The organism is Halomonas sp. BMC6 (genome assembly GCF_964204995.1).
In the GTDB taxonomy this organism is placed as follows: Bacteria; Pseudomonadota; Gammaproteobacteria; order Pseudomonadales; family Halomonadaceae; genus Vreelandella.
Genome location: NZ_CAXNSH010000001.1, coordinates 3,322,074 through 3,339,728, shown reverse-complemented (window position 1 = coordinate 3,339,728; position 17,655 = coordinate 3,322,074). Strand labels below are relative to the sequence as shown.

Sequence of the window (17,655 nt, the reverse complement as noted above, 5' to 3'; positions counted from 1 at the left end):
CCAAGGAGTAACGATGAAGTTTAACGACCATATTGAGTTCATAGGTGCAGACTTTTTATTGGAAAATGAAGCTGCCCGACGGCTCTATCATGATCATGCTGCTGTCATGCCGATTTGCGACTATCACTCGCACCTGGACCCACTTGAAATAGTTAACGACGTTCAATTTGATAACTTGACCCAACTTTGGCTCAAGGGGGATCACTATAAGTGGCGAGCCATGCGTTGCGCGGGTGTCGCAGAGCAGCGTATTACCGGGAACGTTAGTGATCGGGAGCGCTTTCAAGCATGGGCAGAAACCGTGCCGGATTGCTTGGGCAATCCTCTCTATCATTGGACCCACCTTGAATTGCGCGAGCCACTGGGGATCAACGATGTGCTTCTTTCGGCAGAAACGGCGGAGGAAGTGTGGCAGACCTCGCAGCAGCGGTTGGCAACGCCTCAGCTCAGTGCTCAAGGGATCTTAAAGCGCTTCAACGTGCGTACCATTTGTACCACGGATGACCCCACCGACAGCTTGGCCGACCACCAACGGCATGCAACCAGTGGCGCTGGCCCAACCATGCTGCCTACTTTCCGTGCCGACTTGGTACTCAAGATTGAGCAACCGGGTTTTATCGATTATCTGGCAAAGCTCGAAGCGGCCAGCGGCCTGAATATTCAGCGCTTCGATGATTTATTGGCAGCTCTTTACCAACGATTGGAACATTTTGAGGGGGCAGGGTGCTGCCTTTCCGATCACAGTTTAGAAAAGCCAGTGTTTGTCGTACCACCTGCCGTCCATGAGCTTGATCGTATTCTGGAGCGAATAAAGGGTAATCCCCCCATTTTTAGCGGGGTTCAAAAGTAGACCTCAGGCCATCATAGCCAACTTCTGTTGAGGGGTAATCCCTCCGAGTCCCATATTGGGTCGTTCGTGATTGTAGTGCCAGAGCCAACGAGTGGCATAATCCTGGACTTCTTCGGTGCTGTCGAATAGATATTGTGCCAGCCAATCGTAACGCACCGTTCGGTTGTAGCGTTCGATATAGGCATTTTGCTGGGGTTTGCCGGGCTGGATAAACGCCAAAGCAATGCCTTGGTTCTCCGCCCAGGTCGCCAGCTTGCCACTGATGTACTCTGGGCCGTTGTCACAGCGAATAGAACGAGGCTTGCCCCGCCATTCGATGATCTGCTCCAGTGATCGGATAACACGCTCTGCCGGAAGCGAGAAGTCCACTTCAATGCCAAGGCCTTCGCGGTTAAAGTCATCGATCACATTCAGCAGCCGGTAACTGCGTCCGTCGTTGAGCTGGTCGTGCATGAAGTCCATCGACCAGCTGTCGTTGATCGTGTCCGGCACAGCCAAAGGCTCCGGCTTTTCACGAACCAGGCGCTTCTTGGGCTTGATGCGCAGATTCAGTTCCAGCTCCCGGTAAATCCGGTACACCCGCTTGTGATTCCAGGCAAAGCCTTTCACATTGCGCAAATGCAGGAAACACAGACCAAAGCCCCAGTTCCGCTGATTATGGGTCAATCGAATCAGCCAGTCGGCAATCTCGGCATTCTCGCTGCTGAGCTTGGCCTGGTAGCGATAGCAGGTCTCGCTGATGCTGAACATCCAACACGCCAGGCGAATGCTGACACGCTTCTCAGTGACGGCCTTCTGCGCCATCTCACGGCGACGAGACGGCTTCACCACTTTTTTTCGATGGCTTCCTTGAGGATGTCAGCCTTCAGCCGTTCTTCGGCATACATCTTCTTGAGCCGGCGGTTTTCATCCTCCAGCTCTTTCAAACGGGCCATCATCGATGCGTCCATTCCGCCGAACTTCGCGCGCCATTTGTAAAAGCTGGCGCTGCTCATGCCGTGCTCACGGCACAGCTCCGGAACCGGGGCGCCGTTCTCGGCTTGCTTCAGGATCGACAGAATCTGGCTGTCGGAAAAACGTGACTTCTTCATGCAGAATCTCCCTGCGTGTAGCTTACGGAAAATTCTACTTTCGATCACCGCTGTTTTTCGGGGGGATTACCAAAGGGCGGGGAGGCGCTGAGCAGTGATGACGCCCACGGTTTTACCACGGCGGTTCTGTTATGGCTGGGCAAGGAGTATGCCCGTCGGGGCTGGGTCATGCAGCTCCACATTGGTGCCTTGCGTGACTTAAGCCAGCGGGGGCGACGTGAGATAGGCGCGAACAGCGGCTTCGATGCCATTGGTGATACTACCTATGCCGAACCCTTGGCGGCGCTGTTGGACGCGCTCGACCGGGAACATCAGCTTCCACGCACCGTACTTTATAACCTCAACCCACGGGACAACGAGATGTTGGCGGGTCTTGCCGGTTCTTTTCAGGGGGATGGCATTCCCGGCAAGGTTCAATTTGGCGCTGCCTGGTGGTTTAACGACCAACGTGATGGCATGGAGCGGCAGTTAACGACCCAGATGCAGTTTGGTTTGTTGCGTCACTTCGTTGGCATGCTGACAGACTCACGCAGCCTTTTGTCCTTTTCCAGGCACGACTATTTCCGGCGTATTTTTTGCCAGATGCTGGGGGCTCAAATGATGCGTGGTGAGCTACCTCGCGACGTGGATCGAGTCGGGGAAATGGTGCGCGCCGTTTGTTATGACAATGTGCAGCGCTACCTCTTTGAGCGTTGATTACCTTTTACTCTTCGTAATGGAATAATGATGATTATAAGTGACGCTTATTTAATTGTTACGTCGCCAGGACGTAACTTTGTAACACTCAAAATTATTACTGAATCCGGTGTTTACGGTATTGGTGACGCGACGCTAAATGGGCGTGAGCTGGCAGTGGTGGCTTACCTGGAAGAGCATGTTCTACCGGCACTGATTGGCCGTGATGCAAGCCGAATTGAAGATATATGGCACTTTCTTTATCGCGGTGCTTACTGGCGGCGTGGGCCTGTCACTATGTCGGCTATCGCGGCGGTGGACTTGGCCCTTTGGGATATCAAGGCCAAGGTGGCAGGGTTGCCGCTCTATCAGTTACTGGGTGGGAAAAGCCGTGAGCGAGTGATGACCTATGCTCACTGTACTGGCAAGGATATTGATGCTTGTCTCAGTGAGGTAGAGAAACATGTGAAGCTGGGCTATCGCGCGGTCAGAGTGCAAGCAGGTGTCCCGGGTATTCCTACCACGTATGGCGTGACCAAGAAGGACGGAGAGCGCTATGAGCCCGCCGATGCAGAATTGCCCAGTGAGAATGTCTGGAGTACCGAAAAGTATTTGAACCACGTGCCCAAGCTATTCGAGGCCGTGCGGGAGCAGTTCGGTGCCGACATCCATGTCCTGCACGATGTTCACCACCGTTTGACGCCCATTGAAGCCGCGCGCCTAGCGAAAGAAGTAGAACCCTACCACCTGTTTTGGCTGGAAGATTGTGTGCCCGCAGAGAATCAGGAAAGCTTTAGGCTCATTCGCCAGCACTCAACCACGCCGTTAGCAGTGGGGGAAGTGTTCAATTCAATTCATGACTATCGCGAGCTGTTGGAAGCACAGCTGATTGACTATATTCGTACGCCGCTGAGTCATGGCGGTGGCATTACTCACATGCGCAGAATCGCTGATCTTGCGTCGCTTTACCATGTCCGTACGGGCTTTCATGGGGCCACGGATCTATCACCGGTATGCCTGGGTGCCGCTATTCATTTCGATACGTGGGTGCCTAATTTCGGTATTCAGGAACATATGCCCCACGAGGCAGTGGTAGATACCGTTTTCTCGCATGACTACCAGTTTGTCGATGGGCACTTCATTGTCGGTGAAACACCGGGGCACGGGGTGGATATTGATGAAACGCTGGCCAAACAATACCCCTATAAACGTGCCAGCCTTCCGGTGAATCGCCTGGAAGATGGTACGTTGTGGCACTGGTAGGAGCTAACGATGCCAAAAGTTGAGTCTATATCTGCAGCTCCACCATCGAGCCAGCTGGCCATTGTTCATCTCGGACTTGGTGCATTTCATCGTGCCCATCAGGCGGTGTACCTAGAGCGTTACCGTCAGCGCAGCGGTGATGTTGGGTGGGGCGTGTGTAGCGCTAATTTGCGTTCCAGTATTGGGCTGGTTGATGATCTTGCTGCGGCAGGGTATCGCTATCATGTCGCGGAGTACGCCAACAGCCAACACCTGACGCTGCGTGAAATTGGGGTGATCGAAGAGACCCTCTTTTCTGGCTGTGATCACGCAGGCGACTGGGGCCGTGATAGGGAAGCGTTACTGGCACGGTTGGCCTCTGCAGACATTCGTATCGTTACTTTGACGGTTACCGAAAAGGGCTACTTTCTCAACCCAGCGAGCGGTGAGTTAAGAAGTGATGATTCGATGATCATCGACGATATCGCCTCTCCACAACAGCCCCGAACCGCGCCTGGATTGTTGGTGGAAGCGTTAGCGCGGCGGCGTGAGGCGGGGATTCCTCCCTTTACAGTGCTCTCTTGCGACAACATGCCCGACAACGGAACGCGTACACGGCAGGCGGTAGTGCAATTGGCCGAGTACTGCGATCCGACGCTGGCCCGCTGGATTGCCGATGAGGTGGCCTTTCCCTGCAGTATGGTAGATCGCATTGTGCCAGCCATGACGGATGCAGACTTTGAGCGTTTGGCGGCGCTGGGAATACCCGATGCCAATGCCGTAGTGTGTGAAGCCTTCTCCCAGTGGGTGGTTGAAGACCACTTTCCCCAGGGGCGGCCAGGCTGGGAAGCAGAAGGGGTGGAAATGGTGGCCGATGTGGCCCCTTTTGAAACCATGAAGCTGCGCATGTTGAACGGCAGTCATTCACTGCTTGCCTATCTTGGTGCACTGGCAGGCATTGAGACGGTTGTTGACGGTATTCATCAAGCCGAACTGCGCACACTGTTGCGTCGTTACATGCTTGAGGAAGCCGCACCGACACTCGATATGCCCGAGGGTATCGACTTAGTGGCTTATGCCGACTCGCTATTGGCGCGCTTTGCCAATGACAGTTTGCGTCACCGTCTGCAGCAAATTGCCATGGATGGCAGCCAGAAGCTTCCGCAGCGATGGTTGTCGGGTACGCTGGAGCGTGCTGGTACTGGCCAACCCTCGCCTTGTGTGGCACTCGGCATGGCGGCCTGGATTCGTTATACCGCAGGTGAAGATCTCCAGGGTAATCGCTACACGGTCGATGACCCGTTGGCCAAGCGCTTTGCGCAATTGCATCAGAGGCATGATGCCAGCAACCGTTCAGCCGCGGGGGCGCTGGTAACCGCTTTCTTAGCCATGGACGATGTCGTGCCCAGCGAACTGGCTAAAAACGACGAGTTCGCACAGGCGGTGACGTCGGCCTATCACGCTCTGACCCAGAAGGGCCTTAGCGAGGCGTTAGCGGCGCTATAAGTTCTTTAGTACCAAGCAAAGCCCCACGATTGAGGTGTCAGTTCACAATCGTGGGGCTTTTTTTACAGCTTTTTGGCGGTTAGCGAGTCGTTGAGGTCGCTTCAGCGCCGGTGAGCGTTGGCTCTGGCACTTGCTCCATGCGCTGGCGTTCTTGGTCAAGAATTGCCAGTGCCTGGTCAGGGGATACCTGCGAGGCCGGTGTCAGAAGGCTCACAACGATCCCGGCCACCAGCGCAGCGAGAACGGCAGGGATGCTGGGATTGCCCCAGAAAGCTGTCCAATCGCTGTTGGCGATAATGATCAAGGAAGTGGCGGAGGCACATAGCAGTGTGGCAATGGCACCCTGCCAGTTGTAGCGTGGCCAGAAGCGCCCCAGCATGGCGCTCACAAACAGTCCTGACAGAATCGTCGAGATCATGCGGGTGATGTAGGTAATTACGTTGTCCGAGGCAAGCGCGAACAGCAGTGCTAAACCAATGGTGGCTACCAGGGCGATCCGTGAGAAGCGCACCACGTTGCGGGCGGACGGGGTGCGGCCCGTGGCGAGTACATAGAGGTCTCGGATCAGCGTGGACACACCGGCGATGGCGTCGGAGCTTGCGCTCGACATGGTCGCAGAGAGGCCTGCTACCAACAGCAGTAGCCCCAATCCTAATGGCATGATTTCCGTCGCCAGGAAGGGAAAGGCGTAGTTGCTATTCTCAAGCCCTGGATTGAGAGCGTGGGTGGCCATACCGATAATGGCAGGAATGATTGAGAACCCGAGATAAAGAACACCCGTGATCAAGAACGAACGACGTACCGAACCGACGGATTCGCCGGAATAGATCCGCTGCCGAAACGAAGGCGTGGCCAGCACGCCAATCGCAATGACAGCGGCTAGAGACAATGCCGGCAGTGCACCAATCTGACCAATGCCTAGAAAACTGATGGCACCTGCGTCCATACCTGCAGTAAGCCCTGAGAAACCGCCCACTTCCACCAGTGCCAGCGCGGCCATCAAAATAAAGCCTGCAAAGAGCACGATGGCTTGAATGGTGTCGGTCCAGATGACAGCAAAGTAGCCGCCCACCACGCAGTAAATACCAAAGCCCAGTGCCACCAGAATACGCGCCGTGGTCAGGTCGATACCCGCCATCCAGGAGAGGTACAGGCCACCGCCAAGAATATGGGCACCGAGCCAGCCAATGCAGGCGATATAGATGAGAAGCGCAACAATGTTACGCACTAACCGATTCGCGCCAACGTAATAGGCCAGCTCTTCACTCATCGTCATGAAGCGAAGTTTACGCACAGGGGCAAAGCAGACGGCGAGTAGAAGCACCCCAATGGCACCACCGATACCGTAGAGCGCCCCCGCCCAGCCATTTGCATAACCAAAGCCAACGGCTCCCATGCTGGAACCGGTACCCACCATTGTGGCGACCGTGGTGCCGACGGTGAGAAATAGGGGAACACTTCGCCCGCCAAGCAAAAAGTCGTCACCGCTGCCACGTTTATGTCGTGACACCCACCATCCAAAGACGATCATAGCGACAATATAGAGCACAAAGGCGGCAAGGAATATTTGACTGTTCATGGTAACCTCTTATCGTTGTTTATCCGGCCGTTGCCGCGGCCGATAGGTAGGCAATGGAAGCGATTGCCGCGGGACTTTTATCGTGATCAAGCGGCAATCTGGCGCCGCACCCTTGCCGGGGTGCGGCGCTTTTTTGAGGTGCTGCTGTTGCGGTGCCTAGACGCGATCAGCTCGGTAACACTTCACATCGACTTCTACTTTGCAATCCACGACTAAGTCTTGAACGCTGCAAATGCGAGCCGGTGGGTTGTCGCCGAATATCTCTTTGAAGACCTTGTTGAAAGACGTGAAATAGCGAGCATCGGTCAACACCGTAGTGACATGCACAACGTCTTCGACGCCATATCCTGCCTCTTGCATGATGGCCAAGCAGTTATCGAAGGCGAGGCGGGTCTGCTCAACAATGCCGCCCTCCACGACTTCACCATCGGTCATGGGGGTTTGTCCTGATACGTATAGCCAACCACCGGCCTCGACAGCGCGGGCAAACGGCAGTTTTTGACCGCCAGTACCTACACCGCCTTCAGTTCCATAACGTGTGATGCTCATGATATTGACTCCTGATTGGATGGTATTACTTGGGAAATACGCTCAGTGCGGCGCAGCATGCGCCCTGAACGCTGATCGGTGATAGACCCCTGGTAATAGGCGAGCTGGCCGTTTACCACGACCAACTCGATGCCTTTTGCAGCCGCAATGGGGGTTTCGTAGTTCGCTGTATCTTCCAGGACTGCAAGGTCGAAAAGGGTAAGGTCGGCATAGGCACCGACCTGGACGATACCTCGATCCGTCAGTCCAAAATTGGCGGCTGAAAGGCTGGTCATCTTGCGTACCGCTTCTGCCAGCGGTATCAAATTTAAATCGCGGCTGTAATGGGCAAGCACCCGAGGGAAGGCTCCCCAGAGCCTAGGGTGGGGGTGCGGGTCGTTCGGTAGGCCATCCGATCCCACCATGGAAAGCGGATGTGCCAACACCTGCTGCATATCCGCTTCGCTCATGTTGTGGTAAACCGCCCCTGCTGGCTGTAACCGTCTGGCTGCTTCCAGCAGCGACACTTCCCACTCAGCGGCGATTTCCTTTAAAGGACGCCGTGCCTGCTCCGGGTGCGGTTTCGACCAAGTAATGGTGATCTCTATCTCATCCGTCACTTGCCCGAGGTCTAGGGTCGAAGAGCCAGCCGTATAAGGGTAACAATCACAGTGAGCATGCTGGTGCTGGGCGGCCATTTCCAACTTGCTCAGTGCCTTTCCTGCTCCTCCCCAGTTACCTGCGCCTGCACATTTCAAATGCGAGATCACGAGTGGTACCTGGCCTGCGCGAGCGGTGGCAAATGCTTCGTCCATCGCGTCCAGCAAGCCTGCAAATTCATCGCGAAGATGGGTGGTATAGACGCCTCCCGAATACCCAACGGCAGCCACCAAGGGGGCCATCTCCGAAGTTGGCGCGTGTATCGCGTTACGATAGGCAAGCCCGGAGCTCAGACCCAAAGCACCTTCATCAAGTGCCTGACGAAGCAGCACTTCCATGGCAGCGATTTCGTCGTTGCTGGCAGGGCGGTCAAAGCTATCCATGACCTGGCTGCGCAGGCTGGTATGCCCAACCAGGGCAGCAACATTGATACTGGGCCGGGCGATATCGACGGCCGAGGCGTAGTCAGCGAAGCTTGGATAGCGGAAGTCTTCGGCGCTACCCAGTAAGTTCATAGGGTCGGGAACGTCAGCAGTGAGAGTGACCGGGCTGGCGCTTATTCCGCAATTACCGACGACCACGGTGGTGACGCCTTGGGTCAGCTTTGGCAGCATCTCTGGAGTGCGAATGACGTTGGTATCGTCATGGGTGTGGACATCGATAAAACCGGGTGCCAGATAGCGCTCGTCAGCTTCAATGGTGGTCGTAGCGGTGGCATAAGGCATCCTGCCAATGGCGCAGATACGCTCACCTTGGATAGCGACATCGGCCAGGAAAGGTGGGGCACCGGAGCCATCAAGCACGTTGGTGTTACGGATCAGCAGATCGTAAACCATATTAATCTCCTAAGGGCTGGCGGTTATCACCACCACGATGGTCGTCCAGGCTGAGCTTGAGCCGACGCAGCTTAGTCCGCGAGCGCTCGCGATGGCGCATGGCAAGCTCCAGGGCTAGCACGTCAATGACGGCGAGCATGGCGTAGCGTGATGCAGAGGGATGGTAGATGAAGTCAGTTTCCCGGGAGGTGATGGGCAGCACGATGTCGGAAGTGTTGGCGAGTGGTGAGTTCAATGCTGTGATGGCAATCACCTTGGCTCCGTACTGCTTGGCAATCTGTGCCGACTCCACCATCTCCGGGGTGTAGCCGGTGACTGAGAGCACAACGACGACATCATCTGGATCAAGGGTAGAAGCCACCATGCGGGGCAACAGCGCTTGAGGATAGGCGCTGATCGCATAGCCCAGGCGGACAAGGCGAAACTGTAGCTCTTGAGAGAGTGTGCTTGAACCACCTCCAGAGCCGAAAACTAGTATCTGGCGTGCGTTATCCAGCTGTTCAACTGCCCCCGCTACATCGGCCTGAGCCAGCAGGTCACGGTTGAGTGCAAGGGTCTGTGTGGCGATGTCGTAAACCACGCTGGAACTGTCTTCGGGTGTTGCTTCCTGGATGAAACGCCTTCCGGCTGCCAGCGCCCGGGTTAGGCGCGTTTTCAAATCACGCACATTGGCGCAACCGATGGCACGTGCAAAACGCGTCACGCTGGCATCGCTGACCCCGGCACGTTGGGCAATCTCGCCGATACTCGCCTCGGTAACAAAGTCGATGTCGGCGAAGATCAATTCGGCGACTTTTTTTTCTGCATCGCGAAGAGCGGCAAAGTCAGTGGTAATACGGGACAAAATATCTATTTCTTGGCTCACCGTGGACTCCTGAAGGTTGCCTTGCCTAAAAAGTATGTTAGTTTCTATCTTGATGTCAATAAGTGCGAAAGTATCTAACATTTCGGCCCGTGAGCCGGATGTTTCATTACGCGCAGTGAATGAGGAAATGGGGTCATGCAGCAAGAAGCGTTAACGATAGATAAGGGTGGGGTGGAGATCAGTTCCAATCTGTTGGCTGGTGTTAGCCTGCCTGCAGCGGTGGTGCATGAGACTCCCCTTACACATAACCTGGCGTGGATGCAGCGATTTGCTGAATCCCATGGAGCTCAGTTGGCCCCCCACGGTAAAACCACCATGACCCCAGCGCTTTTCCACCGCCAGCTTCAGGCCGGAGCGTGGGGAATCACTCTGGCAACCGCTGCCCAATGTCGTGCCGCTTTCAGCAATGGCATTACTCGACTGCTGATGGCTAACCAGTTAGTTGGTCAGGCCAATATGGCCATCATTGCCAGCCTAATCGAGCAAGGGGCGACTTTTTACTGTGTGGTCGATAGCCAAGAGAACGTGCGCCAGTTAGGTCGTTTTTTTGCCGAGCGTGGTTTGACGTTGCCAGTGCTGATTGAAGTAGGCGTGGCTGGCGGGCGGTGTGGGTGCCGTACTCAGGAGCAGATTCTTTCGCTTGCCGAGACGATTACTAATGAGCCAGCGCTGGTGTTGGCAGGGCTGGAGGGCTACGAAGGTGTCGTGCACGGGGATAATCCTGAGGAGGGTATCCGCGCTTACGCTAACTATCTTGTGGAAGTGGCGGTAGCGCTTGAAGCTGCTCAACGCTTTGCAGCACCTGCCCCGATTGTCACTGCTTCAGGATCCGCTTGGTATGATATTATTGCCGAAGCCTTTGAGGGTGCGCCGCTACAGGAGCGTTTCACGCCTGTATTGCGGCCGGGGTGCTATGTGGTGCATGACCATGGATTGTATCGCGAGGCGCAGTCCGCCGTATTAAGTCGTCGGCCCGATTTGCAGCAGGGGCTCGAGCCCGCCCTTGAAGTCTTTGCCCAGGTGCAGTCGCTTCCCGAGCCTGGTCTTGCCATTATTGCGCTAGGCAAGCGTGATATTGGCCATGATCAGTTGCCGATTGCCCTGCGTCGATATCGGGAGGCCGGTACCCCCGTGCAACTGCTATCGGTCGTTGGCTGGGAGGTGACTAAAATCATGGATCAGCACACATTCGTACGTCTGCCTAACGATGCTCAGGACGTTGAGGTGGGTGACATCGTGGCGTTTGGTGCCTCCCACCCCTGTCTGACGTTCGATAAATGGCGGCAACTGTTATTAGTTGATGATGCTTTGAACGTGAAAGAACGCCTGGCGACCTGCTTTTAAACGCGATTCGGGTCGCCATGTATGCGCTAGGTGTTGATGGTTGTCATTAGCTCCGCAATGACCGCTGGCAGCTCGTGGGCGTGTTGGATACCTACCGCGCCCACGGGTGTGCTCTCCTCATTGGGAAAGTGGTTGAGGTGGATAACCTGCATACCCGCCGCCAAGCCTGCTTCCACGCCCACCGCCGCATCATCAATGACAATGCAGTGCTGTGGGGCGAAGCCCATGGCAGCCGCTGCCTTACGGTACAACTCTGGGTCTGGCTTCCAGACATTCAGGGTGTAAGCGCTGAATAGCTGGCCTTGAAAGTGCTCTTCCAACCGGGTGCTTTCCAAGGCACAGCGGATTTTGCGCTCAGGGCCGTTGGACACCACCGCTTTGGGGTAGCTCTTTAACTGCGTGAGCGTATCCGGTATGCCTGGAATGGCCACCAGCTCGTCGCGCATGCGTGCTTCCATACGTGCCCGCATTCCTGCTTCAAGCTGGTTAAGCGTTTCCTCTGTCAGCTTGTCGAAGCGATGCTCCAGAGTGTGAACGATGGTATGGAAACGCACGCCGCGAAACTCCTCCATATACTGCTGCGCCGAGAAGGGCAGGCCGAATTCGGGAAAGATCTCACCCATTACGTCAGCAAGAAGTATTTCGCTATCCACTAGGGTGCCGTCGCAGTCGAATAGAAGGCAGAAGTGCGAGGGTGTGCTGTGGCCTGAACTCATTGATTCACCTCTTCGTTCACAAGGCTGATCGGCGGCTCACCCTGTAGTGCCAAACGGATGTTATCGACCGCACGCTGGGCCATGGCCTCGCGGGTTTCATGGGTGGCAGAGCCGATGTGAGGGAGGGCGACCACATTAGGCATGTGAGGCAGTGGCGATGAAGCAGAGAGCGGCTCCTGCTCAAAGACATCCAGGCCCGCTGCTTTGATCACCCCGTTTTCTAAGGCGTTGATCAAGGCGCTTTCATCGACCACCTTGCCACGGGCAATATTGATAAAGATAGCGGAGCGCTTCATCAGCGCGAACTGTTGGGCACCGATCAGCCGTTCAGTGTCGGCGGTCAGCGGGACGGTAACGCAGACAAAATCAGACTCGGCCAGTAATTCATCCAGTTCACGGCGCGTAGCTCCGAGTTGTTGTTCTATTGCGGGCTTGGGTGAAGCGTTGGAGTAGAGTACCTTCATGCCAAAACCTAGAGCGCCGCGCTTGGCAACGGCCTGCCCTATGCGACCAAATCCCACCATGCCCAGCGTTTTGCCATGTACATCGCTGCCGTATAGCGCAGGGCCAACACTGGCCTGCCACTGATCGGCCTTGACCCACTCTGCTAACTCAACGACCCGCCTTGCGGTGGCCATAATCAGTGTAAAGCCAGTATCAGCGGTGGTTTCGGTGAGTACATCGGGTGTGTTGCACAGCATGATGCCGCGACGGGTCAGTTCATCGACAGGGATGTTGTCGTAACCCACCGATATAGTCGAGATGACTTCAAGCTTGGGCGCTGCATCCAGTAATTCGGGGGTAATCGCAAGGCCAGAACCGATAATGCCATGGGCTTCTGCTAGGTAGTGGCGATTGTCGGGAGCGTCCAGCGACATCGCTTTAGATAGCTGGGTGACTTCGAATAGATGCTCTAGGGTGGCTAACTGAGCGTCACTGAGTTGGCCTTGCACGATCAGGCGTTTTTTCATTGTTATCTCCTTGGGTGTTGTAAGCCGCTGGTATTAAAAGGTCTGTTCTGCCTCTAGCGCTTGAAGTTGCGGGCGGTGGGGGAGGCCTTCCATATCGCCAATCACTTGAATGGCTTGCGCTCCAATCAGATTGCCCCGTTGGGCGGCTTGGCGGGCCGAGCAGCCGTCGAGCAGCGCACTAATAACACCCACCGCGAAGCCATCGCCTGCGCCTACGGTATCCACCACTTCCGCTACATGGCAGCCCTCAACGGTAAAGCTTTCCTCGTGGCCGGCTAGGGTGCCGCGGTAGTAGCTGCCTTCCGGCCCCAGCTTGATGATGACCGCTGAAGCGCCTTGATCCAGATAGTAGCCTGCTATGTCGTAGGGCGTTTTCTGACCAGTGAGTAACTGGCCTTCCGATAACCCGGGAAGTACCCAGTCCGCTAATGAGGCAAGTTCATTAAGCGTGTCGCGCATCTTCGTTTCACTGGGCCATAGGGAAGGGCGAAGATTCGGGTCAAAGGAGATCGTGGCACCCCGAAGGCGAGCCTGCTCCATGATATGACGGGTTAGCTGGCAGGCGCTGTCTGAAAGGGCGGGTGTGATGCCGGTGGCATGGACATGCCGTAGTGCATCGAAATCTACGCCGTCGGCATCGTTAGGAGAAAGATGGCTGGCGGCGCTGCCGCGTCTGAAATAGGTGACTTTAGGGTCGGCTCCTCCGCTGGCGCGCTCTTTGAATAGCAGGCCGGTAAGGTGCTGGGAGTCGGTATGGATATGTCGGCCATCAATACCTTCGGCTTCCAGTGCTTGGCGAATAAACTGACCGAAACCGTCGTTGCCGACCCGGCTTAACCAACTAACATGAAAACCCAGCCGAGCAAGGCCAATCGCGACGTTATTATCCGCACCCGCCAAACGGCGCTGAAAATGCTCAATATCCGCCAGGGTTCCTGTGGTGTCTGCCACAAACATTGCCATGGCTTCGCCAAAAGTAAGTACGCTGGGTGAAGAAACAGAGTGTGTCATTAGTAGCCTCAAAACTTATTTGATAGTGGCGGTATCGTTATTAGGGTGACAAGTGAGCAGAGGGGCCTATCAACTGAGTGCTGCCCCGTGGAATAAGTACTGGCGGGTGATGGTGCTGCACTTCCTTCGCGGCCTTGGAAGGGAGGGTTTGATGGAGTAGGTAAGTGACTGCCGCGCTGCCGATTGCATCGGTTGGCTGGGCGAGAGTAGTGATGCCTGGGGGTACCAGTTCGCACCAGTCGAGCTCATCTATGCCTATCAAACCTACCTCTCCCATGGCGACCTCTAAATGTTGAAAGCAGCGCGTCATGGCAAGTGTGGCATTGCCATTGGCACACAGCACGGCACAGGAGAACTCCCGGTTTTTTTGGATAAAGTCGCGGAGTGCCGGGATCGCCTCTTGCTCGTCAAGGCTGGTTAATATGGCGCTACCCAGCCCTAACGAGGCGCTTTGCTGCTGGAAGCGTTGCAGGCGTTCTTGACGGGCGCTGGCTTGCTCTGGGGCCTCACTAACGTAAAGCACGCAGCGATAGCCCTGATGGGATAGGTGGTTGAGTGCCATATCAATGGCAAGCGCATTATCAAGGCCAATCACCGGGGCGCTGATTTCGCCTACTTCACGGTCGATCAATACCAGCGGTAAACCACTGTGCATAATGGTTTGCAGTAGTTGTTGAGGTTGTCCCGCTGCGTTTACAACCAGCCCCTCTACCTGGTAGGCCGCTAGAGAAGCCAAATGGCGTTGCTCTAGGTTGGGGTCGTTATCCGTATTGCAGACAATCAGTGCATAGCCGTGTTTACGTGCCGCCACCTCGACACCGTGGACGATGGCCACGGAAAACGGGTTGCGTATATCGGCTACTAGCATACCCAAAAGACGGGACCCGCCACCTTTAAGGCCGCGTGCCATTAAATTGGGCTGATAGTGAAGAGCATCAGCAGCCTGCTTGATGCGTGCTTGAAGGGCAGGCGAGAGCTTGTGGCGTTCCGGCCCAAAGTAGCGGGAAACGCTCGTTTTTGAGGTATTCGCTACATTGGCGACTTCGATTAGCGTAGCGCGAGTAGTAGGCGGCATAGGTGATTTGATGGCTCTTTTTACAATGGTAACGTTCCCATTTTGATTTTTACACTAATCACTCCTGGCAAGAAAGGCAATAGACCGAGTGAAGGATCCGCCACCTCGCTGCCAGATGGGTATGGCTTGGCGAGCGTTAACGATACAAGCAGGGTAAACTACGCGGCTTTGATATTGCGCTCGTTGTGATCATTCAGGCCTACATGCATGCACCCGACCTACGAATTAACCGACGCTGGCGACCGCTACTTTGATGGCTTGGCAGATAAGTTCTCTCGCTCTCTCTACCAAGCCCCCCGAGGCGAGCTGCGCCTCGCGATGTTGGATTATTTGCTGCCGCGAATGCTGCACTTAAAGGCCCAGCCCGTGCTGGATGTCGGCGGTGGGTTGGGGCAGCTCTCCGGTTGGTTCGCGGCTCGCGGTCACACTGTCAGCATGGCAGAGCCTTCCCACGATATGCTGGCCCATGCCAAGGCGTGGCACGCAGAGCAGGAAGCCGCTGCGGTATGGTCACCGGGGCAGCTTCGCTATGTGGAAGCTCCTCTACAGGCATTGCCGAGCCAAGCCCCCGGCCCCTGGCCGCTGATCACCTGCCACGCAGTATTGGAGTGGTTGGGCCATCCTGAGCAAGCGCTGCACACCCTGGCAACGCTGCTGGCGCCGGGGGGGCAACTCAGCCTGATGGTGTTTAACCGCGACGCGCTGCGCTTTTCTAACGTGGTGAAGGGCAACTATCAAAAAGCCTTGAGTGACCAGTTAGAAGGCAAGGGCAAGCGCCAGCGCTTAACGCCGATCTCCCCAGTTACCCATGATGAGATTTGCCAGTGGGTGGGGCAGAACGGCTTACATATCGAGAGCGTCGCGGGCATCCGTATTTTTCAGGATTACGTGCGCCAGGCCCCAGAGAAGGCAAGCGATCAAGCAACACTGTTGGCGCTAGAGAAGCAGTACTGCCAGCAAGACCCCCATTGGCGCTTAGGCCGCTATTTACTTTATACCGTTACCAAACCTGAGGCGAATGTATGAGTGCCCAACTGCCTGCCTGCCAACTGCTTGAACGTTATTACGGACAGGCCGCCCGGTTATGCCCTATCGCGCCCGCGGAAGATACATGGCTACTGACCCACTCCACCGCGATGGTGAGCGACAATGTCGCACTTCGGCAGCAGTGGCAGGCCAACGAGCGCCTAGCCATTAGCCCTTTCGAGCCTTTCGACTACCTACCCGAGGGGCAGGTGGTGCTGTTCTGGCCCAAAGCCCACCAGCTAGGCAAGTGGTGGCTTGAGTGGCTTTGCCACGTGCTGCCTGACAATACACCGCTCGATATCGTCGGTGAGCACCAAGGGGGCATCAAACGTGTTCCCAAGATGCTGGACGAGCTGGGCATGAGCTGTGACAAGCTCGATAACGCTCGCCGCTGCTCGCTGTTTGCCACCCATACGGTGAAAAGCGAAGCGCCCGATAGCGCCTGGCAAACCTTTGATGCCTTGGATATGCGCTTGGTGAGTCATCCTGGCGTGTTTGGCCATGGCAAAGTCGACGAGGGAACGCAGCTACTGCTACAAGCCTTGGAGGACACGCTGCCGAAAAAACCGCTGACAGTGCTGGATATGGGCTGCGGCGACGGCATTATCAGCGCCTGGCTGGCGAAACGCGGCCATGCGGTCACGGCTGTCGATGTCAGCGCCTTCGCCGCCGAAGCCTGCCGCCGTACTCTCCATGACAATGCGCTGGACGGCACGGTACTGGAGAGCGACGTGTACTCGGCGCTGGAGGGTAAACGATTCGACGTGATCGTCAGTAACCCGCCATTTCACCAAGAGCGGGATATCAGCTATGGCCCAAGCACGAAGCTAATCGACGAGGCGCCAGAGCATCTCAACGCCAAAGGGCAACTCATGGTGGTGGCCAATGCGTTTTTGCCGTATCCAGAGCGCCTGCAACGGGCATTGGGCGGGTTCGAAACACTGTCGGACAATCGTCGTTTTCGAGTGTATCGCGCCACCAAATAGCCGTTAGAGATGGTCGTAGCGAATCGCCGTCACGGTGTAAAACGTCTCGCCATTGGGCGTGAGCACCGTGACGTCGTCATCGACCTCTTTGCCCAGCAGCGCCTTCGCCATAGGGGCGTCGATGCTAATCCAGCGTTTTTGAGTATCCAATTCGTCGTGGCCTACGATGCGAATGTGCAACTCTTCGCCCTCTTCGTCCTCCAGCGTCACGTAGGCGCCAAAAAAGATTTTGTCGGTATTGGCGGGCAGACGATCCACCACCTGCAGCTCATCGAGCCGTTTGGTTAAATAGCGGATGCGGGCAATGACTCGGTTGAGTTCTTTCTTGTTGTAGGTGTAATCCGCATTCTCACTGCGGTCGCCAAGGGCGGCGGCTTCGCCCACCTTCGCGGATAGCTCAGGGCGTTTGACCCGCGAAAGATGATCCAGAATGCCGCGCAGCCGGGCGGCCCCCTCGGCGGTAATCAAATTGCTTTTAGGGGCTTGGCGAGGATCCTTCGCCGGGTCCCGCCAGCGGGTCATGTTACGACCTTTCATGAGCCAATCTTCTCCTCCAATGCCTGGTAGGGCGCTCCTACCCGGGCGGTTAGCTTACGCTACGCGGACGTTTTATAACAAAGTCGTGAATGTCTGGCGAATCATTCAAACGTTCGTTACATTATCTGAGTAAGCCGCTACAACAACAAACCTGGAG

The 17,655-nt window shown here is 55.9% G+C and carries 17 protein-coding genes; 7 read left to right on the top strand and 10 right to left on the bottom strand.

Annotation, left to right across the window (positions count from 1 at the left end; genetic code table 11):
• The first annotated feature begins 13 nt into the window (after positions 1-13).
• A complete protein-coding gene (locus AB6K10_RS16305) occupies positions 14-850 on the top strand; it encodes a glucuronate isomerase (protein WP_339119314.1) in 837 nt (278 codons plus the stop codon).
• Between the two features lie 3 nt (positions 851-853).
• Here the strand turns inward: AB6K10_RS16305 and AB6K10_RS16300 are convergent.
• A protein-coding gene (locus tag AB6K10_RS16300; RefSeq protein WP_305948193.1) for an IS3 family transposase occupies positions 854-1,941 on the bottom strand; the annotation gives its coding sequence in 2 pieces (ribosomal slippage) (positions 854-1,689 and positions 1,689-1,941; 1,089 coding nt in all).
• A gap of 87 nt (positions 1,942-2,028) precedes the next feature.
• On the opposite strand from AB6K10_RS16300, the gene AB6K10_RS16295 reads away from it, so the two are divergent.
• Genes AB6K10_RS16295 through AB6K10_RS16285 form a run of 3 tightly spaced genes read left to right on the top strand, consistent with a single transcriptional unit; the run spans position 2,029 to position 5,364 of the window.
• A complete protein-coding gene (locus tag AB6K10_RS16295) occupies positions 2,029-2,637 on the top strand; it encodes a glucuronate isomerase (RefSeq protein WP_339119625.1) in 609 nt (202 codons plus the stop codon).
• Positions 2,638-2,667: 30 nt separating this feature from the next.
• Positions 2,668-3,879, top strand: a complete 1,212-nt coding sequence (gene manD / locus AB6K10_RS16290) for a D-mannonate dehydratase ManD (RefSeq protein WP_139527061.1) — start codon at positions 2,668-2,670, stop codon at positions 3,877-3,879.
• Between the two features lie 9 nt (positions 3,880-3,888).
• Complete coding sequence (locus tag AB6K10_RS16285) at positions 3,889-5,364, top strand: mannitol dehydrogenase family protein (protein ID WP_339119313.1); 1,476 nt, start codon at positions 3,889-3,891, stop codon at positions 5,362-5,364.
• A 79-nt stretch (positions 5,365-5,443) separates the two neighbouring features.
• Here the strand turns inward: AB6K10_RS16285 and AB6K10_RS16280 are convergent, their stop codons facing one another.
• The 4 genes from AB6K10_RS16280 to AB6K10_RS16265 all read right to left on the bottom strand — a co-directional run bounded on the left by AB6K10_RS16280 (position 5,444) and on the right by AB6K10_RS16265 (position 9,832).
• The gene (locus AB6K10_RS16280; RefSeq protein WP_339119312.1) at positions 5,444-6,943 is read right to left on the bottom strand and encodes a sodium:solute symporter family protein; all 1,500 of its coding nucleotides are present in this window, start codon (positions 6,941-6,943) and stop codon (positions 5,444-5,446) included.
• Between the two features lie 156 nt (positions 6,944-7,099).
• The gene (locus tag AB6K10_RS16275; RefSeq protein ID WP_139527064.1) at positions 7,100-7,492 is read right to left on the bottom strand and encodes a RidA family protein; all 393 of its coding nucleotides are present in this window, start codon (positions 7,490-7,492) and stop codon (positions 7,100-7,102) included.
• Positions 7,489-8,967, bottom strand: a complete 1,479-nt coding sequence (locus AB6K10_RS16270; RefSeq protein WP_339119311.1) for a D-aminoacylase — start codon at positions 8,965-8,967, stop codon at positions 7,489-7,491. The genes AB6K10_RS16275 and AB6K10_RS16270 overlap by 4 nt, the downstream gene beginning before the upstream one ends.
• A gap of 1 nt (position 8,968) precedes the next feature.
• Positions 8,969-9,832: a MurR/RpiR family transcriptional regulator gene (locus tag AB6K10_RS16265; protein WP_139527254.1), complete on the bottom strand. Its 864-nt coding sequence runs from the start codon at positions 9,830-9,832 to the stop codon at positions 8,969-8,971.
• Between the two features lie 135 nt (positions 9,833-9,967).
• On the opposite strand from AB6K10_RS16265, the gene AB6K10_RS16260 reads away from it, so the two are divergent.
• Complete coding sequence (locus tag AB6K10_RS16260) at positions 9,968-11,176, top strand: amino acid deaminase (protein WP_339119310.1); 1,209 nt, start codon at positions 9,968-9,970, stop codon at positions 11,174-11,176.
• Between the two features lie 26 nt (positions 11,177-11,202).
• On the opposite strand, the gene AB6K10_RS16255 is transcribed toward AB6K10_RS16260, so the two are convergent.
• From AB6K10_RS16255 to AB6K10_RS16240, 4 genes are read right to left on the bottom strand one after another with little or no spacing between them, the layout of a single operon-like run.
• Positions 11,203-11,892, bottom strand: a complete 690-nt coding sequence (locus tag AB6K10_RS16255) for an HAD-IA family hydrolase (RefSeq protein WP_339119309.1) — start codon at positions 11,890-11,892, stop codon at positions 11,203-11,205.
• Entirely contained in the window at positions 11,889-12,863 is a 975-nt protein-coding gene (locus AB6K10_RS16250; RefSeq protein ID WP_339119308.1) for a D-glycerate dehydrogenase, read from the bottom strand. The genes AB6K10_RS16255 and AB6K10_RS16250 overlap by 4 nt, the downstream gene beginning before the upstream one ends.
• A 33-nt stretch (positions 12,864-12,896) precedes the next feature.
• Positions 12,897-13,874, bottom strand: a complete 978-nt coding sequence (locus tag AB6K10_RS16245) for a sugar kinase (RefSeq protein ID WP_339119307.1) — start codon at positions 13,872-13,874, stop codon at positions 12,897-12,899.
• 40 nt (positions 13,875-13,914) lie between these two features.
• Complete coding sequence (locus tag AB6K10_RS16240) at positions 13,915-14,949, bottom strand: substrate-binding domain-containing protein (protein ID WP_339119306.1); 1,035 nt, start codon at positions 14,947-14,949, stop codon at positions 13,915-13,917.
• 207 nt (positions 14,950-15,156) lie between these two features.
• Here AB6K10_RS16240 and AB6K10_RS16235 point away from each other — a divergent pair, with 207 nt between their 5' ends.
• Both AB6K10_RS16235 and AB6K10_RS16230 read left to right on the top strand, forming a co-directional pair.
• A complete protein-coding gene (locus AB6K10_RS16235) occupies positions 15,157-15,975 on the top strand; it encodes a methyltransferase domain-containing protein (RefSeq protein WP_339119305.1) in 819 nt (272 codons plus the stop codon).
• The gene (locus AB6K10_RS16230) at positions 15,972-16,961 is read left to right on the top strand and encodes a class I SAM-dependent methyltransferase (RefSeq protein ID WP_339119304.1); all 990 of its coding nucleotides are present in this window, start codon (positions 15,972-15,974) and stop codon (positions 16,959-16,961) included. Before AB6K10_RS16235 ends, AB6K10_RS16230 begins: the two co-directional genes overlap by 4 nt.
• A 3-nt stretch (positions 16,962-16,964) precedes the next feature.
• Here AB6K10_RS16230 and greB read toward each other — a convergent pair whose 3' ends face one another.
• Positions 16,965-17,498: a transcription elongation factor GreB gene (gene greB, locus AB6K10_RS16225; RefSeq protein WP_159342633.1), complete on the bottom strand. Its 534-nt coding sequence runs from the start codon at positions 17,496-17,498 to the stop codon at positions 16,965-16,967.
• Positions 17,499-17,655 lie beyond the last annotated feature (157 nt).